We start from the raw sequence: 16,421 nt of genomic DNA on the forward strand, positions 1-16,421 counted from the left end.
CAGGCCGTGTAAACACGGCCCACTGTAATAAAGGAGCGACCTCATGACGATGAACGCCTCGCTTCCCTGGTGGCAAAACGGCGTGATTTATCAAATTTATCCGAAGAGCTTTCAGGACAGTACCGGAAATGGCATTGGCGACATCGCTGGCGTCACCGCACGACTCGATTACCTGCAACAGCTGGGCGTCGATGCGATCTGGCTGACGCCGGTTTATCTTTCTCCTCAGGTTGATAACGGCTATGACGTCGCCGACTACTGCGCCATCGATCCAACCTATGGCACGATGGCCGATATGGAAACGTTGATCGCGGAAGCGCATCAGCGCCGTATCCGTGTCGTTATGGACATGGTGTTCAACCACACCTCGACGCAGCATCACTGGTTCCTGAACGCGCAGGATCGCCGCAGTCCGTACCGTCACTTTTATATCTGGCGCGATGGTAATGACGGTGCACTGCCCAATAACTGGCGTTCAAAATTTGGTGGGCCAGCCTGGCAGTGGCACGCGGAAAGCAAACAATATTATCTGCACCTTTTTGCCACCGAACAGGCCGATCTGAATTGGGAACACCCACGCGTACGGGATGAATTAAAACAGGTGTGTGAATTTTGGGCGGATAAAGGCGTGGACGGGCTGCGGTTGGACGTCATCAATCTGGTCTCCAAGCAGCAAGATTTCCCGTCCGATGCTCAGGGCGATGGACGTCGTTTCTATACCGATGGCCCCCTGATTCATGATTACTTGCAGGAATTCAGTCAGGATGTTTTTCAGCCCCGTGGCTTGATGACCGTCGGTGAGATGTCATCTACCTCGCTGGAGCACTGCCGCCGCTACGCCGCGCTGGACGGCAGCGAACTCTCCATGACGTTCAATTTCCATCATCTGAAAGTTGATTATCCCAATGGGGAAAAATGGACGCTGGCGGAACCTGATTTCATCCAGCTCAAGCAGATTTTTAATCACTGGCAGGAGGGGATGCACAACCACGCCTGGAATGCGCTGTTCTGGTGTAATCACGATCAGCCGCGCATCGTGTCACGCTTTGGTGACGAAGGCGAATTCCGTGTGCAGTCCGCCAAGATGCTGGCGATGGTGCTTCACGGTATGCAGGGCACGCCCTATATCTATCAGGGCGAAGAACTGGGTATGACCAATCCCGGCTATACGCAGATTGAACAATACCGAGATATTGAAAGCCTGAATCAATTTGCTGAGCAACGCGATCGCGGTCATCCGGATACACAAACCTTAGCAATCCTCGCCAGCAAGTCACGCGATAACGGCCGTACGCCGATGCAATGGGATACCAGCCAGCATGCTGGATTTACGAGTGGTACACCGTGGATAGCGCCATGCCAGAATTTCACCCAAATTAACGCGGGGCAAGCGCTGGCGGATAAAGAGTCCGTCTTCTATACCTATCAGCAGCTTATCGCTATGCGTAAAGCGCTTCCGCTGCTGACGCACGGCGACTATCAGGATCTGTTGCCAGACCATCCTACAGTCTGGTGTTATCAGCGTATCTGGGAAGGACAACGGCTTCTGGTTCTGGCAAACCTCAGCAAGCAGCCCCAACGCTGGCAGCCCCCAATTGATACCCATGACCGCCGCTGGCGACTGTTACTCAGCAATTACTCTGACGCACAGCCTCAGCCCGCAATACTGGCGCTACGCCCGTTTGAAGCCATCTATTGGGTACAAGGGATGCCGGAGAAAGAGGATAAGATTCAGGACTAGAGGAGATCGGGAGATGTAGCGGGCAACCCCGCTACATTATTACCAGAAATTAAATTACCAGAAACGAGATTGGCAGAAACTAGCGCTTAGCCAGCAGTAATCCTAACACCAGACCCACGGTGGCGCCGATACCGATACCGTGCCAGGGTTTGTCATGCACATAGACGTCGGCTTTGTCGGCCACCTGCTTGGCGCGTGCATAATAGCTGTCAGTGACGCCAATGCGGGCTTTGACTTCCAGCAGCGCTTTTTCCGCGCCCTTCTTCAAATCAAGGTAGGCTTGGTCTGCCTGATCGCCCGTATAGCGTAATACCTCATCCAGCGTTTCAGACAGAAGTTTTAAGTCATCATCAACACGAATATCTTCAGGCTGTTTTTTTGTCGCTGCCATAAAGTGCTTCCTTCTGTTATGAAAAGTCATGAGTTATAAGTCGTTGCCTTCTTAACTATAGACAATTTTGCGCCGTTCCTACGGCTTCAACAGACCAGATCATTCCTAAAACGTATTTTGCTTCCATAAAAAAACGCAGGGAGCGTTTTTCAACGTCGCTTGCGACGGCCCTAAGGGTGGCGAGCAGGAAGCTCGCCATAAAAAACGCCGTTGATTCTCATCAACGGCGCTTCATTACTCAAGCAGACTCTCGTCAGCGGTTACATCATTGGCTGCGCCAATTGCACCAGAGAGATAAGTGGCTGCGGATACAAACCAAAGAACAGTACTGCGATGGAGGAGATCAGTACGACCACACCACCAGCGGTTAAAGCCCAGTTGTTTGGCGTATCACGCTGCAACACCTGCGGCGCATTCAGGAACAAACTGACCATCACGCGCAGATAGTAGTACAGGCCAATGGCGCTACCCAGCACGACCGCACCAGTCAGCCACCACAGCTCAGCATTAACACCGACAGCCAGCACGTAGAATTTACCGAAGAAGCCCAGCGTCATCGGGATACCCGCCAGAGACAGCATCATCACCGTCATCACCGCAGACAGGATCGGTTTATGCCAGAACAAACCACGGTAAGAGAACAGTGAATCGGCATCCGGGCCACGGTACGGGCTGGACATCAGGCTAACCACACCGAACGCACCCAGGCTGCTGAACAGGTAACCCACCAGATACACGCCAACGGTTTCCAGCGCCAGTTGATGGCTCTGAACCGCAATCAGGGCAACCAGCAAATAGCCCAAATGCGCGATGGAAGAGTAACCGAGCAGACGTTTGATATTGGTTTGCGATACCGCCATCACGTTACCGAACAGGATCGACGCGAACGCGATAATACCCAGCACGATTCTGACAGATTCACTGTCAGCCACCGGCGCGTACAGGAACAAACGCATGACGGCACCGAAAACGGCAATTTTACCGGCCGTCGCCAGAAACGTAGACACAGGTGCAGGTGCGCCCTGATACACATCAGGCGTCCACAGCTGGAACGGAACCAGAGACAGTTTGAAGCCCAGGCCAACAATCATCATCCCCAAACCTGCCAGCAACAGCGGCTCATGGATTTGGTGATCGCTCAGGCTCTTACCGAGGCTGGCAAAGCTCATATCGCCTGATTCAGCATAAATCAGCGCCATACCAAACAGCAGGAAGGAAGACGCCGCCGCCGACAGCAGCATGTATTTAATACTGGCTTCCAGCGAACGTTTCAGACGGAAGGCATAACCGACCAGACCAAACAGCGGGAGAGAAAGCAGTTCAATCCCGATGAACAACGAAGCCAGATGGTTAGCACTCGCCAGCAGGATTCCACCTAACGCCGCGATGAGAACCAGCAGGTAGAACTCATCACGGTTGTCCGGGTAGCCTTGCAGCCACGGATAGGCAAACGTGCTGGTTGCCAGACTGGCAAGCAGAACCAGTCCGGTATAGAACATCGAGAAGCCATCAACACGCAGCAGCGGCGTCACGTCCGTTGGGCCAACCTGACCGACAAAGTACAGTGACAGCAACGCAATATTCAGGCCGATAACCGTCATGGTTGCGTTGACAAAATGGTTGCGTCGCCACGCAATGCACAGCATCACAACCACTACCGTCAATCCGACGATCAACAGCGGCGATAGCGCAATTAGTTGTTGAAGAGTTATTGTCATGGCGAATTACGGCCTTGTTGTTGAAATAATTGAATCTGGAGCAGACGACATAAACCACTGCTGGATATTTGACATCGCGGCACTGGAGGTATCCAGAATCGGTTGCGGGTAAACCCCTAACAACACCAGTAATACCACCAACAGCATCACGATAGACAATTCGCGGAGCGACATACTCTTCAATGGTTCATCAGATTTAGGCGTACCGTAATAAGCACGCTGAATCATGATCAGTGAGTAGACCGACGCAAAGACCAGACCGAAGGTTGAGATCACCGTAATCACCGGCACAACCTGATAGCTGCCGAACAGAATCATGAATTCGCCGACAAAGTTACCTGTGCCCGGCATACCCAAGGTTGCCACAGCAAAGAACAGAGACAGCGCAGGCAGGAACTTCAGACGCGACCACAGGCCACCCATTTCACGCATGTCACGGGTATGCAGACGCTCGTACAGTTGACCACACAGAATGAACAGACCAGCAGCGGACAAGCCGTGCGCAATCATCTGAATCACTGCGCCCTGATAAGCCAGTTGATTACCGGAATAGATGGCAATCATCACGAAGCCCATGTGGGACACAGAGGTATAAGCAATCAGACGTTTGATATCCGTCTGTTTAAACGCCAGCCAGGCACCGTAGAAGATACCAATCACACCCAGCCACATAGCAATCGGGGCAAAGGCATGGGACGCGTTCGGGAACAGCGGCAGGCTGAAACGCAGCAGACCATAGGCCGCCGTTTTCAACAGGATCCCTGCAAGGTCAACAGAACCCGCAGTTGGCGCCTGACTGTGTGCATCCGGCAGCCAACCGTGCAACGGCACGACAGGCATTTTTACAGCAAACGCGATGAAGAAACCCAGCATCAGCAGATATTCAACACCGTATGACATTGGCGTCTTCAGCAGGTCTTCATAGTTGAACGTCCAAACGCCGGTGGCATTGTGATGCACAAAGACCAGCGCCAGAATCGCGATCAACATGATCAGGCCGCTTGACTGGGTATAAATGAAGAACTTGGTTGCCGCCGTAATTCTGGTTTTACCGTCAGAGCCTTTATGGCCCCACAGTGCAATCAGGAAGTACATCGGTACCAGCATCATTTCCCAGAAGAAGAAGAACAGGAACATGTCGATGGCAAGGAACACGCCGATAACGCCGCCCAGAATCCACAGCAGGTTCAGGTGGAAGAAACCCTGATAGCGCTGAATTTCATTCCACGAACAGAGGATTGCCAACACGCCCAGCAAACCAGTCAGCACCACCATCAGCAGCGACAGGCCGTCCAGCGCAAGATGGATGCCGATGCCGAAGCGTGGGATCCATGGCACATAAAACTCGGATTGCCATTGTGGTACGCCTGTCGGCGCCGTCAGTGAGTAACCGCCTTGCAACCACAGTTGCAGAGACAGTGCGAGTGTCAGCCCCATTGCAATCAACGCTATCCAGCGCGGTACTTTCGTACCAAAACGCTCTAACTGCCAGCACAGTAGACCGCCGATAAAGGGGAGAAGAATTAGCCAAGGTAGTAGCATGGCGTTTTGTGTCCCTAAATTAAAGAAATCTGAAAACTTGCCGTGGCGGGCATCCCTATCTGCGGAATGCCCTACCTTTTATACGTTACCGGATACTGCCTTAGACCAGCAGTAACAAGGCCAGCACCAGTACGGCACCAAAGCCCATAGAAGCAACGTACCAGCGCAACTGACCATTCGCACTGATCGCTAGCCCACGGTTACCCCAACGGGTAACTGTAGCCGGAAGCGTCATCAATGCATTTAACGGATCACGCTGCAACAGCTTCGCGATAGCCAGATACGGTTTAACAAAGACATGGTCGTACAACCAGTCGAAGCCCCACGCGTGGAACCACCAGGTCGAGAAGAAACGACCCGGAGCACTCTTCGCGATGCTATTCACCGCCTGACGTTTACCCAGCCACAGCACAGCGGCAAGCAGAATACCGGCAATCGCCACCACGCCAGAGGTAATTTCCAGCGTCATCAACTGGCCGTGTTCAAGCTCTGTCGTCGCCGGCAATACACCGTGCAACGGCGGAACAATCATCGCACCAATAAAGGTGGACAGAATCATCAGCACAACCAGCGGTAAGTGGTGAGAAATGCCTTTTCCTGCATGCGCTTTGGTTTTCTCTTCACCGTGGAACACGATGAAAATCATACGGAACGTATACAGCGAGGTCATGAAGGCACCGGCCAAGCCAGCCACCATCAGATTGGCGTGACCATTTGCCCATGCACCAGCCAGAATCTCGTCTTTACTGAAGAAGCCTGCGGTAACCAGCGGCAGTGCAGCCAGCGCCGCGCCCCCGACCAGGAAGCAAACATAAACCAGTGGAATCGTTTTACGCAGGCCGCCCATCTTGAAGATGTTCTGCTCGTGGTGGCAGGCCAGAATCACCGAACCAGACGAGAGGAACAGCAGCGCTTTAAAGAACGCATGCGTCATCAGGTGGAAAATCGCGGCATCCCATGCCTGAACGCCCAGCGCCAGGAACATGTAACCAATCTGGCTCATGGTAGAGTAAGCCAAGACTCGCTTGATGTCGGTTTGCACCAGAGCGGCAAAACCCGCCAGCACCAGCGTGACTGCACCCACAATACCTACCAGATGCAGAACATCCGGCGCCATCAGGAACAGGCCGTTCGTACGCGCAATCAGATAAACGCCCGCGGTAACCATCGTCGCGGCGTGGATCAGAGCAGATACTGGTGTTGGACCAGCCATCGCATCCGCCAGCCAGGTTTGCAGCGGCAGCTGTGCCGATTTACCGACCGCACCACCCAGTAACATCAACGTAGCCCAGGTGATTTCCGGTGAACCTTCAGCCAGTTTCTGCGGTGCCAATACCATCAGCTCGCGGAAGTTAAGCGTACCCAGTTCTTTGTAAAGGATGAACAGGGCAAAGGCGAGGAAGACGTCACCCACACGCGTAACGATGAAGGCTTTCATCGCCGCCGCGCCGTTCTTCGGATTGGTGTAGTAGAAACCGATCAGCAGGTAACTGCACAGCCCGACCCCTTCCCAACCGAGGTACATCAACAACAGGTTATCCGCCAGTACCAGAATGACCATACTTGCGATAAACAGGTTGGTGTAGGCGAAGAAGCGGGAATATCCCTCTTCCCCACGCATGTACCAGGAAGCAAACAGGTGGATAAAGAAGCCAACGCCCGTTACAACGGACAGCATCGTCACCGAAAGGCCATCGAGCGTCAGCGTTACGCTGATGTCGAAGTTGCCAACGGTCATCCATGTCCACAGATGTTGATTAAAGAAGGTCACGCCGCCGTGCTGTTGGCCCATGAAATCGACCACAACCCAAGCGGTAACCAACGCTGCCAGACCAATCGAGCCAACACCGACGGTCGCGGACGTATTTTCCGACCAGCGACCGCGGGAAAATGCCAGCAACAGAAAGCCGAGCAGCGGGAAGAGTATTGTTAAATAGAGTAAGTTCATCCGCGCATCTCACTGACTGTATCAATATTCAGGGTCTGACGACGACGATACATTTGCAGCAACAGTGCCAGACCAATACTGGCCTCGGCCGCTGCCAGCGTAATCGCCAGAATGTACATCACCTGACCATCCGGCTGCTGCCAGTAGCTACCTGCGACAACAAAGGCCAGCGCGGCAGCGTTGATCATAATTTCGAGACTGATCAACATAAACAGCAGGTTACGACGAATCAACAGACCAGTCAGCCCGAGAACAAACAGAATAGCGGCTAAAATTAACCCATGTTGTAACGGAATCATGCGCGTTCCCCCGTTATTTTCTTCTCAACGTCCTGGTTCGCGCCTTCTTTATTGACAACGTCACCACGTTTATCTTCACGACCAATGTGGAAAGCGACAACCAATCCCGCCAGCAGCAGCATTGATGCCAATTCAACGGCCAGAACATAAGGCCCAAACAGGCTGATACCCACGGCCTTCGCCTCAACTGGCGTACCCGTGATGCCCTGCTCTTTCAGGCTAAGGATGGCATTGACGACAATCACCAGTAACGCCAGTGAAAGGATGCTCGGACCGATCCAGACGCTGGGTTTCAGCCAATTCCGCTCTTGTTCTTCTACGGAATTACCGAGGTTAAGCATCATGACCACGAACACAAACAGCACCATGATGGCACCTGCATACACGATGATGCTCAGCGCGCCGGCAAAATTAGCCCCCAGCGAGAAAAATACGCCCGCAATCGCCATGAGCGAGGTGACCATATACAACAATGCATGCACAGGATTGGTATGCGTAATGACGCGCAATGTCGCCAGTATCGCAATCAAGCCTGTGGTATAAAAAGCGAATTCCATGCTAGCTCCTTAGGGCAACAGGCCTTTGACATCAATGGGTTTGGCTTCGTTTTCAGCTTCGCCTTTGTCTTTCCCATCGATTGCCATACCAGCCATCCGGTAGAAATTGTATTCCGGATATTTACCCGGCCCCGATATCAGCAAATCTTCTTTCTCGTACACCAGATCCTGACGTTTGTAGTCGCCCATCTCGAAATCCGGCGTCAGCTGGATAGCGGTTGTCGGGCATGCTTCTTCACAGAAGCCACAGAAAATGCAGCGCGAGAAGTTGACGCGGAAGAACTCAGGATACCAGCGACCATCTTTGGTTTCCGCTTTCTGCAATGAGATACAGCCGACCGGACAGGCCACCGCACACAGGTTGCAGGCAACGCAACGCTCTTCACCATCAGGATCGCGCGTCAGCACGATACGACCACGGTAGCGCGGCGGTGGATTCACAGGCTCTTCTGGATACATTCTGGTTTCGCGCTTCTTAAAAGCGTTCGATCCCACCATACAGATACTGCGTATCTGGGTGCCGAAACCAACCACTATGTCTTTCAATGTCATGGTTTATTCACCCCTTCTTAAGCGTTGTACAAAATGACGGCCGCTGTCGCCAGCAGATTCAAAAGCGTTATCGGCAGACAGACTTTCCAACCGAAAGACATCACCTGGTCATAACGCGGACGGGGTAACGAAGCACGAATCAGGATGAACATCATCATGAAAAAGCCTGTTTTCAGCGCAAACCAGACAAACGGAGGCAGGATTGGACCATGCCAGCCACCGAAGAATAAGGTCACCATCAGCGCGGAAACAGTCACGATCCCGATATATTCCCCGACAAAGAACAGACCGAATTTCATACCGGAGTATTCAATGTGGTAACCATCTGCCAGTTCCTGTTCAGCTTCAGGCTGGTCAAACGGGTGACGGTGACACACCGCCACGCCTGCGATGGCAAACGTAATAAAGCCGAAGAACTGCGGGATCACGTTCCACAGGTGTTCCTGAGAATCGACGATGTCACGCATGTTGAACGAGCCCGCTTGCGCGACAACGCCCATCAGTGACAGGCCGATGAACACTTCGTAGCTTACTGTCTGAGCAGAAGCACGTACCGCACCGAGCAGCGAGTATTTGTTGTTACTCGCCCAGCCGGCAAACAGCACCGCGTAAACGGCCAAACCCGCCATCATCAGGAAGAACAGGATACCGATGTTCAGATCGGCGACACCCCAAGTTGGCGTGATCGGCACAATCGCAAAGGCAATCAGCATTGAGGTAAACGCGATCATCGGCGCCAGTGTGAAGATCACCTTATCGGTGAAATTCGGCACCCAGTCTTCTTTGAAGAACATTTTGATCATGTCAGCGACAAGCTGCAATGAACCGCCCCAACCTACCCGGTTCGGTCCATAACGTCCCTGGAAGAGGCCGAGCAGTCGACGTTCACCCATACTCATGAATGCGCCACAGGTCACCACAACCAGCAGAATCACGATCGCTTTTCCGACAGAGATCAGAATCTCGATTAATTCCGGTGTTAACCAACTCATTGTGCGGCCTCCCGCAGATTTTCAACGGTTGCACCCGCCAGCATCGGTGCAATACCCGGTAAGCCCAGCGGTAAACCAACCTGTCCCTGACTCAATGCCGCACTTAAGCGCAGTGGCAGACGTAGCGTTTGTCCTGCACAGGTCAATTCCAGCAACGTACCGGCGTTCACGCCCAGCGTTGCCGCATCAGCCGGGTTCACCATCACGTAAGGCTCTGGCATACGCTGCTGAATCACGTCAGAACGCTGTGACATTTCATCACTACCAAACAGGTGATAATACGGCGCAACACGCCATTGGCCCGCTTGTGGGACGAAAGCCGCAGGAATGTTATCGAAATACGCCAGCGAACCTTCTCCGGCTTCGATCATACGCACACCCGGATCGCCATGACGCAGATGTCCACCCACTTCGTCCTGGAATTTGTTCCAGGCTTGCGGTGAGTTCCAGCCTGGCGCCCAGGCAAACGGAATCTGCTGACGATTAGCTGTCGGGCTGTTGTTCCCTTCCATTGAGAAGGCAAACATGGTGTCTTTATCAACAGGCTGACGCGGTTCATGCACGCTGATATTGGCACGCATTGCAGTACGGCCGCTGGAGCGAATCGGTGAACGCGACAGTTTCTGACCACGAATACGGAACGAGGCGTCAGGCGCGGCATCTTTAATTGCAGCCAGCTGCGGCAATTCAGCAACACACGCATCAATCACGTTATCCAGCTGCGTCCAGTCAACCTGACGGCTGTTATAGGTGATATACAGCGAGTGCAGCCAGCGCCAGCTTTCCAGCATCACAATTTTGTCGTTGTAATACGTTGGGTCATAAACCTGGAAGAAACGCTGAGCGCGGCCTTCCTGGTTCACCAACGTACCGTCGCTTTCAGCAAAGCTGGCGGCAGACAGAATGATGCTGGCCTTATCCATGATGCGAGTACGCTGATGGTCAACCACAATCAGGTTCTCAGCTTTTTCCAGCGCCGCATCAACGCGAGCGATTGGGGCATGACGGTAGAGATCGTTCTCCAGAACCACCACGCTGTCAGCGTCGCCGTTTTCCAACTGCGTCAGCGCGTCATCCAGCGAACCGCCACCCATGATTGACAACCCGATGCTGTTAGCAGCAGGCGCAACAAAGGTAATGCCAACGTCAGAGCCGCGATTTTTCAGCGCTTTGGCAACGTTTGCCGCCGCAGAGATCACGTCTTCGCTGCCAGCATTGGTGCCGGAGATGATGAGTGGTTTTCTCGCACCGGCCAGCGCCTGTACGATGATATCGACTTTCTGGTCGAGACCCGCAGCCAGATCGGTAACTGCTGGTGCGCTGTTATCCAGACCGTGTGCGATAGCGAAGCCAAGACGTGCCTGATCGGCAACCGGCGCACGGTAGTTCCATGCGGCGATATCGTCCAGACGGGTGTTGTCGACGTTGGTGACAAACAGCGGGTGTTTGGCATGCTGACCAATGTTCATGATCGCTGCAATCTGCCAGTCAGCCACTTTCTGTGCGGCTGCCATTTCGCGAGCTTTGCCTTTCACGGCCTGACGAACCGCCAGTGCGATACGCGCACCCGTCTGCGTCAAGTCTTCACCCAGGATCAGAACCGCATCGTAGCCTTCGATCTCACGCAGCGCTGGCGTTCTCACACCGCTTTCACGCAGCACTTTCAGGATCAGTTGCAGACGATTTTGTTCTTCCTGCGCGATACCGGTGTAGAAGTTCTCGGCACCCACCAGCTCACGCAACGCGAAGTTGCTTTCGATGCTAGCGCGCGGTGAACCGATACCGATCGTTTTCTTCGCCTGACGCAGCACATCCGCCGCACCTTGCAATGCCTGATCGGCATTCAGCGCGATCCAGTCATTACCACGACGTTGCAACGGCTGATTCGGACGATCTTTCTGGTTGACATAGCCGTAACCAAAACGGCCGCGATCACACAGGAAATAGTGGTTTACGCTACCGTTGAAACGGTTTTCGATACGACGCAGTTCGCCATAGCGTTCACCGGGGCTGGTATTACAGCCGATGCTGCACTGTTGGCAGACGCTCGGTGCAAACTGCATATCCCATTTACGGTTATAGCGCTCAGAGTGCGTTTTATCGGTGAATACACCGGTCGGACACACTTCAACCAGGTTTCCGGAGAACTCGCTTTCCAGCGTGCCATCTTCCGGACGACCGAAGTAGACGTTGTCGTGTGCGCCGTAAACGCCGAGATCTTTGCCATCCGCGTAGTCTTTGTAGTAACGCACGCAGCGATAGCATGCGATACAGCGGTTCATTTCATGAGAAATGAACGGCCCGAGATCCTGATTGCGGTGGGTACGTTTGGTGAAGCGATAGCGACGGAAGTTCTGTCCCGTCATCACCGTCATATCCTGCAAATGACAGTTACCGCCTTCCTCACACACCGGACAATCGTGCGGGTGGTTGGTCATAAGAAACTCAACTATCGTCTTACGGAATAGCTTCGCTTCTTCATCTTCAATCGCGATGAACGTTCCTTCGGTTGCCGGTGTCATACAAGACATCACCAGACGACCGCGGGTGTCTTCCGCGTTTTGGTACTGTTTTACCGCACAGAGGCGGCAGGATCCGACGCTCCCGAGCGCGGGGTGCCAGCAAAAGTAAGGAATATCAAGTCCCAGAGTCAGGCAAGCTTCCAGAAGGTTGTCTGCTCCGTTTACTTCATACTCTTTGCCGTCTACATGAATAGTAGCCATAGTCAGCATGCTTCCATAATGGCCCGTGTTACCACGAGCGCTAATCAAAAATTCTGTATACCCTCATCTTTCAAGCCGCAAATGCGTTGGCTACCTGCGCCTTGAAATCTATTGGGTTTATGAGGGTGGCTTATTTGCGCCACCCTGCGGATACATTCACTGCATCTCGCACGTGTTGATCGATAGCTTACCAGCGCTCTTTCAACAGGTTAGGCTGAATACCGCCAATCGCTTTAAGATTGCCTAAATACTGTTTAGAGATACCCGCTTCGAATTCTTCCCGGAAATACTTGATGGCACTTTGCAGCGGCTCGACTGCACCCGGCGCATGTGCACAGAAGGTGTTACCCGGTCCGAGGAAACGGCAAAGTTGCTCCAGCGTTTCGATGTCGCCAGGCTGGCCTTCGCCATTCTCCAGCGCACGCAGAATCTTCACGCTCCACGGCAGGCCATCGCGACACGGCGTACACCAGCCACAGGATTCACGGGAGAAGAATTCTTCGAGATTGCGCGTCAGCGAGACCATATTGATCTCATGATCGACGGCCATCGCCAGCGCGGTACCCATACGGCTACCTGCTTTCGCAATGTGCTCAAAATCCATTGGCAGATCGAGATGGCTTTCCGTCAGGAAATCCGTACCGGCACCACCCGGCTGCCAGGCTTTCAGCTTCAGACCATCGCGCATACCGCCCGCGTAGTCTTCCAGAATTTCACGCGCTGTCGTACCGAACGGCAGTTCCCACAGGCCCGGGTTCTTGACGCGGCCGGAGAAGCCCATCAGTTTCGTGCCGGCATCTTTACTTTTACCCGCAGACAACCCCTGATACCAAGCCGCACCGTGTTCGATAATCGCCGGTACGTTGCACAGCGTTTCCACGTTGTTGACGCAGGTCGGTTTACCCCAAACGCCCGCAGATGCCGGGAACGGCGGCTTAGAGCGAGGGTTAGCACGACGGCCTTCCAGTGAGTTAATCAGTGCGGTTTCTTCACCGCAGATATAACGCCCAGCGCCCGTATGCACGAACAGTTCGAAATCAAATCCGCTGCCCAGAATATTTTTACCCAGCAGACCCGCGGCTTTCGCTTCTTCGATTGCGCGACGCAGGTGAACGGCAGCCTCGATGTATTCACCGCGCAAGAAGATGTAGCCACGGTAGGCTTTCAGCGCAAAGGCGCTGATCAGCATGCCTTCAACCAGCAGATGCGGCTCTTGCTCCATCAGCAGGCGGTCTTTATAAGTGCCCGGCTCCATCTCATCCGCGTTACACAGCAGGTAGCGGATATTCATGCTTTCGTCTTTCGGCATCAGGCTCCACTTCAAGCCCGTCGAAAAGCCCGCGCCGCCACGCCCTTTCAGGCCAGCGTCTTTAACCAGTGAGACCACTTCATCCTGCGCCATGCCGGTTAACGCTTTTTGCGCGGCGACATAGCCGTTTTTGCTGCGATATTCATCCAGCCATACCGGCTGTTTGTCTGCACGTAAACGCCAGGTCAGAGGATGCTGCTCAGCAGTCAGAACAATGTCTTTACTCATTGATACTGCTCCAATAACGATTCAATTCCTTCCGGCGTCACATGGGTATGGGTATCTTCGTCAATCATCATTGACGGCCCCTTGTCACAGTTCCCCAGGCAGCAGGTCGGCAACAGCGTGAAACGTCCATCGAACGTTGTCTGTCCCGGTTTTATGCTGAGCTTACGCTCCAGCGCAGCCTGAACGCCCTGATAGCCATTGATGTGGCACACGACGCTGTCGCAATAGCGAATAACATGACGCCCGACAGGCTGACGGAAAATCTGGCTGTAGAACGTTGCCACACCTTCCACGTCACTGGCGGGGATACCCAGCAGATCGGCAATCGCGTGGATAGCCCCATCCGGTACCCAGCCGCGTTCTTTCTGCACAATTTTCAGTGCTTCGATTGACGCGGCGCGTGCATCTTCATAGTGATGTTTTTCGTGCTCAATAGCGTCACGTTCGGCGTCACTCAATACAAAAGCATTGTCTTTTGTCAGCGAGTCGGCAGCAGGTTGTCCCTGAGCGTCAATATGATCGTGATTGTTGTGATCATGCATAATTAGCGGTCCACATCTGACATTACGAAATCAATACTGCCGAGGTAAACGATCAGGTCGGATACCAGACATCCGCGAATTACAGAAGGAATCTGTTGCAGATGCGCATAGCTCGGCGTGCGAATACGGGTGCGGTAGCTCATCGTGCCGCCGTCACTGGTCAGGTAATAGCTGTTAATGCCCTTCGTTGCCTCAACCATCTGGAATGATTCATTGGCAGGCATAACCGGTCCCCAGGAAACCTGAAGGAAGTGGTTAATCAGCGTATCGATATGCTGCAACGTGCGCTCTTTTGGCGGCGGCGTCGTCAGCGGGTGATCCGCTTTGAACGGGCCTTCCGGCATGTTCTTGAGGCACTGATCCAGAATACGTAAGCTCTGACGCAGTTCTTCAACTTTCAGCATAACGCGGCTATAGCAATCGCTGATGCCGTCGCCTACTGGCACTTCAAAGTCAAAGTTTTCATAGCCGGAATACGGACGCCATTTACGCACGTCAAAGCCGATACCAGTGGCACGCAGACCTGCACCCGTTACGCCCCATTCCAATGCTTCTTTCGCATTGTAGGCAGCAACGCCCTGAGTACGGCCTTTCAGAATGGTGTTCTGCAATGCAGATTTGACATAGGTGTCCAAACGGGCCGGCATCCAGTCAAGGAATTCACGCAGCAGGCGTTCCCAACCGCGTGGCAGATCGTGCGCCACACCGCCAATACGGAACCACGCCGGGTGCATACGGAAACCGGTAATCGCTTCAACCAAATCGTAAATTTTCTGGCGGTCAGTAAACGCAAAGAACACCGGTGTCATCGCACCGACGTCCTGAATATAAGTACTGATATACAGAAGATGGCTGTTAATACGGAACAGCTCAGACAGCATGACGCGAATCGTCTTGACGCGATCCGGCACCTCAATGCCAGCCAGTTTTTCCACGGCCAGTACGTACGGCATTTCGTTAACGCAGCCGCCGAGGTATTCAATACGGTCAGTATAAGGAATGTAGCTGTGCCAGGACTGGCGCTCGCCCATTTTCTCCGCACCGCGATGGTGGTAACCCACATCAGGCACGCAGTCGACGATTTCTTCGCCATCCAATTGCAGAATAATACGGAAGGCACCGTGTGAAGATGGGTGGTTCGGACCGAGGTTGAGGAACATGAAGTCCTCATTTTCAGTGCCGCGCTTCATTCCCCACTCTTCCGGTTTGAACGTCAGCGATTCCATTTCCAGATCTTCTTTCTGCTTGGTCAGCTCGAAAGGATCGAATTCGGTCGCACGCGCCGGATAATCTTTACGTAACGGATGCCCTTCCCACGTCTGCGGCATCATGATGCGCGTCAGGTGCGGGTGACCATCAAAGGTCATACCGAACATCTCCCACGTTTCCCGCTCATACCAGTTGGCATTCGGGAACAGCTTGGTCACGGTCGGCAAATGCATATCATTTTCAGCCAACGCGACTTTCAGCATGATGTCGCGGTTACGCTCGATGGAAATGAGATGATAAAAGACGGAGTAGTCGGCGGCAGGTAAACCTTCACGATGGGTGCGCAGGCGCTCATCCATACCGTGCAGGTCAAACAGCATGACATAAGGCTTCGGCTGTTTTTTCAGGAATGCGACAACATCCAGTAATTGCTCACGTTTGACCCACACAACAGGGATACCTGTGCGGGTTGCCTGTACAGTAAATGCATCTGGTCCAAAACGGTTACACAGTTCGCCAACGACCGGATCGTTAAGATGATCGCGGGTTTGCCAGCCTGGCTGAGCGAGATCGTGTGTCGTTAAATCTGTCATAAATATGTCACCACATTAAATGTGCTATTTCTGTAGCTGATAATGACCGCACACTATTATCGGGGTATTACACGGCC

The 16,421-nt window shown here is 53.4% G+C and carries 13 protein-coding genes; 1 reads left to right on the plus strand and 12 read right to left on the minus strand.

All coding sequences use genetic code 11. The features are described 5' to 3' along the window. Positions 1–49: 49 nt before the first annotated feature. Positions 50–1,741, plus strand: coding sequence for an alpha,alpha-phosphotrehalase (treC, locus tag QWJ20_RS15160; RefSeq protein ID WP_433993083.1), 1,692 nt, complete (start codon positions 50–52; stop codon positions 1,739–1,741). Between the two features lie 79 nt (positions 1,742–1,820). Here the strand turns inward: treC and elaB are convergent, their stop codons facing one another. The 12 genes from elaB to nuoC form a co-directional block, all read right to left on the minus strand. Beyond that, positions 1,821–2,132, minus strand: a complete 312-nt coding sequence (gene elaB, locus QWJ20_RS15165) for a stress response protein ElaB (RefSeq protein ID WP_039484060.1) — start codon at positions 2,130–2,132, stop codon at positions 1,821–1,823. 260 nt (positions 2,133–2,392) lie between these two features. Beyond that, complete coding sequence (gene nuoN / locus QWJ20_RS15170; protein WP_095700046.1) at positions 2,393–3,850, minus strand: NADH-quinone oxidoreductase subunit NuoN; 1,458 nt, start codon at positions 3,848–3,850, stop codon at positions 2,393–2,395. A gap of 6 nt (positions 3,851–3,856) precedes the next feature. Further along, a complete protein-coding gene (gene nuoM / locus QWJ20_RS15175; protein ID WP_039484058.1) occupies positions 3,857–5,392 on the minus strand; it encodes an NADH-quinone oxidoreductase subunit M in 1,536 nt (511 codons plus the stop codon). Between the two features lie 100 nt (positions 5,393–5,492). Continuing rightward, entirely contained in the window at positions 5,493–7,340 is a 1,848-nt protein-coding gene (gene nuoL / locus QWJ20_RS15180) for an NADH-quinone oxidoreductase subunit L (RefSeq protein ID WP_433992904.1), read from the minus strand. Beyond that, the gene (gene nuoK / locus QWJ20_RS15185) at positions 7,337–7,639 is read right to left on the minus strand and encodes an NADH-quinone oxidoreductase subunit NuoK (RefSeq protein ID WP_005969835.1); all 303 of its coding nucleotides are present in this window, start codon (positions 7,637–7,639) and stop codon (positions 7,337–7,339) included. Before nuoK ends, nuoL begins: the two co-directional genes overlap by 4 nt. Next, positions 7,636–8,196, minus strand: coding sequence for an NADH-quinone oxidoreductase subunit J (nuoJ, locus tag QWJ20_RS15190; RefSeq protein ID WP_005969837.1), 561 nt, complete (start codon positions 8,194–8,196; stop codon positions 7,636–7,638). The genes nuoK and nuoJ overlap by 4 nt, the downstream gene beginning before the upstream one ends. A gap of 9 nt (positions 8,197–8,205) precedes the next feature. Beyond that, entirely contained in the window at positions 8,206–8,748 is a 543-nt protein-coding gene (nuoI, locus tag QWJ20_RS15195; protein ID WP_039484056.1) for an NADH-quinone oxidoreductase subunit NuoI, read from the minus strand. A 17-nt stretch (positions 8,749–8,765) separates the two neighbouring features. Then, a complete protein-coding gene (gene nuoH, locus QWJ20_RS15200; RefSeq protein WP_010278889.1) occupies positions 8,766–9,740 on the minus strand; it encodes an NADH-quinone oxidoreductase subunit NuoH in 975 nt (324 codons plus the stop codon). Then, entirely contained in the window at positions 9,737–12,463 is a 2,727-nt protein-coding gene (gene nuoG, locus QWJ20_RS15205) for an NADH-quinone oxidoreductase subunit NuoG (protein ID WP_433992905.1), read from the minus strand. Before nuoG ends, nuoH begins: the two co-directional genes overlap by 4 nt. 187 nt (positions 12,464–12,650) lie before the next feature. Next, complete coding sequence (gene nuoF / locus QWJ20_RS15210; RefSeq protein WP_039484053.1) at positions 12,651–14,000, minus strand: NADH-quinone oxidoreductase subunit NuoF; 1,350 nt, start codon at positions 13,998–14,000, stop codon at positions 12,651–12,653. Further along, positions 13,997–14,542, minus strand: coding sequence for an NADH-quinone oxidoreductase subunit NuoE (nuoE, locus tag QWJ20_RS15215; protein WP_010295381.1), 546 nt, complete (start codon positions 14,540–14,542; stop codon positions 13,997–13,999). The genes nuoF and nuoE overlap by 4 nt, the downstream gene beginning before the upstream one ends. A gap of 2 nt (positions 14,543–14,544) precedes the next feature. After that, entirely contained in the window at positions 14,545–16,344 is a 1,800-nt protein-coding gene (gene nuoC / locus QWJ20_RS15220; RefSeq protein WP_039484051.1) for an NADH-quinone oxidoreductase subunit C/D, read from the minus strand. Positions 16,345–16,421 lie beyond the last annotated feature (77 nt).

The sequence above is a fragment of the Pectobacterium sp. S5 genome (assembly GCF_051707265.1).
Taxonomy (GTDB): Bacteria; Pseudomonadota; Gammaproteobacteria; order Enterobacterales; family Enterobacteriaceae; genus Pectobacterium; species Pectobacterium polare.

Bases quoted from the DNA above. Each gene is read 5' to 3' on its own strand.
- nuoF (WP_039484053.1), bottom strand. From the start codon at position 14,000: ATGAGTAAAGACATTGTTCTGACTGCTGAGCAGCATCCTCTGACCTGG.
- nuoC (WP_039484051.1), bottom strand. From the start codon at position 16,344: ATGACAGATTTAACGACACACGATCTCGCTCAGCCAGGCTGGCAAACC.
- nuoN (WP_095700046.1), bottom strand. From the start codon at position 3,850: ATGACAATAACTCTTCAACAACTAATTGCGCTATCGCCGCTGTTGATC.
- treC (WP_433993083.1), top strand. From the start codon at position 50: ATGAACGCCTCGCTTCCCTGGTGGCAAAACGGCGTGATTTATCAAATT.
- nuoH (WP_010278889.1), bottom strand. From the start codon at position 9,740: ATGAGTTGGTTAACACCGGAATTAATCGAGATTCTGATCTCTGTCGGA.
- nuoI (WP_039484056.1), bottom strand. From the start codon at position 8,748: ATGACATTGAAAGACATAGTGGTTGGTTTCGGCACCCAGATACGCAGT.
- elaB (WP_039484060.1), bottom strand. From the start codon at position 2,132: ATGGCAGCGACAAAAAAACAGCCTGAAGATATTCGTGTTGATGATGAC.
- nuoK (WP_005969835.1), bottom strand. From the start codon at position 7,639: ATGATTCCGTTACAACATGGGTTAATTTTAGCCGCTATTCTGTTTGTT.
- nuoJ (WP_005969837.1), bottom strand. From the start codon at position 8,196: ATGGAATTCGCTTTTTATACCACAGGCTTGATTGCGATACTGGCGACA.
- nuoG (WP_433992905.1), bottom strand. From the start codon at position 12,463: ATGGCTACTATTCATGTAGACGGCAAAGAGTATGAAGTAAACGGAGCA.
- nuoE (WP_010295381.1), bottom strand. From the start codon at position 14,542: ATGCATGATCACAACAATCACGATCATATTGACGCTCAGGGACAACCT.
- nuoM (WP_039484058.1), bottom strand. From the start codon at position 5,392: ATGCTACTACCTTGGCTAATTCTTCTCCCCTTTATCGGCGGTCTACTG.
- nuoL (WP_433992904.1), bottom strand. From the start codon at position 7,340: ATGAACTTACTCTATTTAACAATACTCTTCCCGCTGCTCGGCTTTCTG.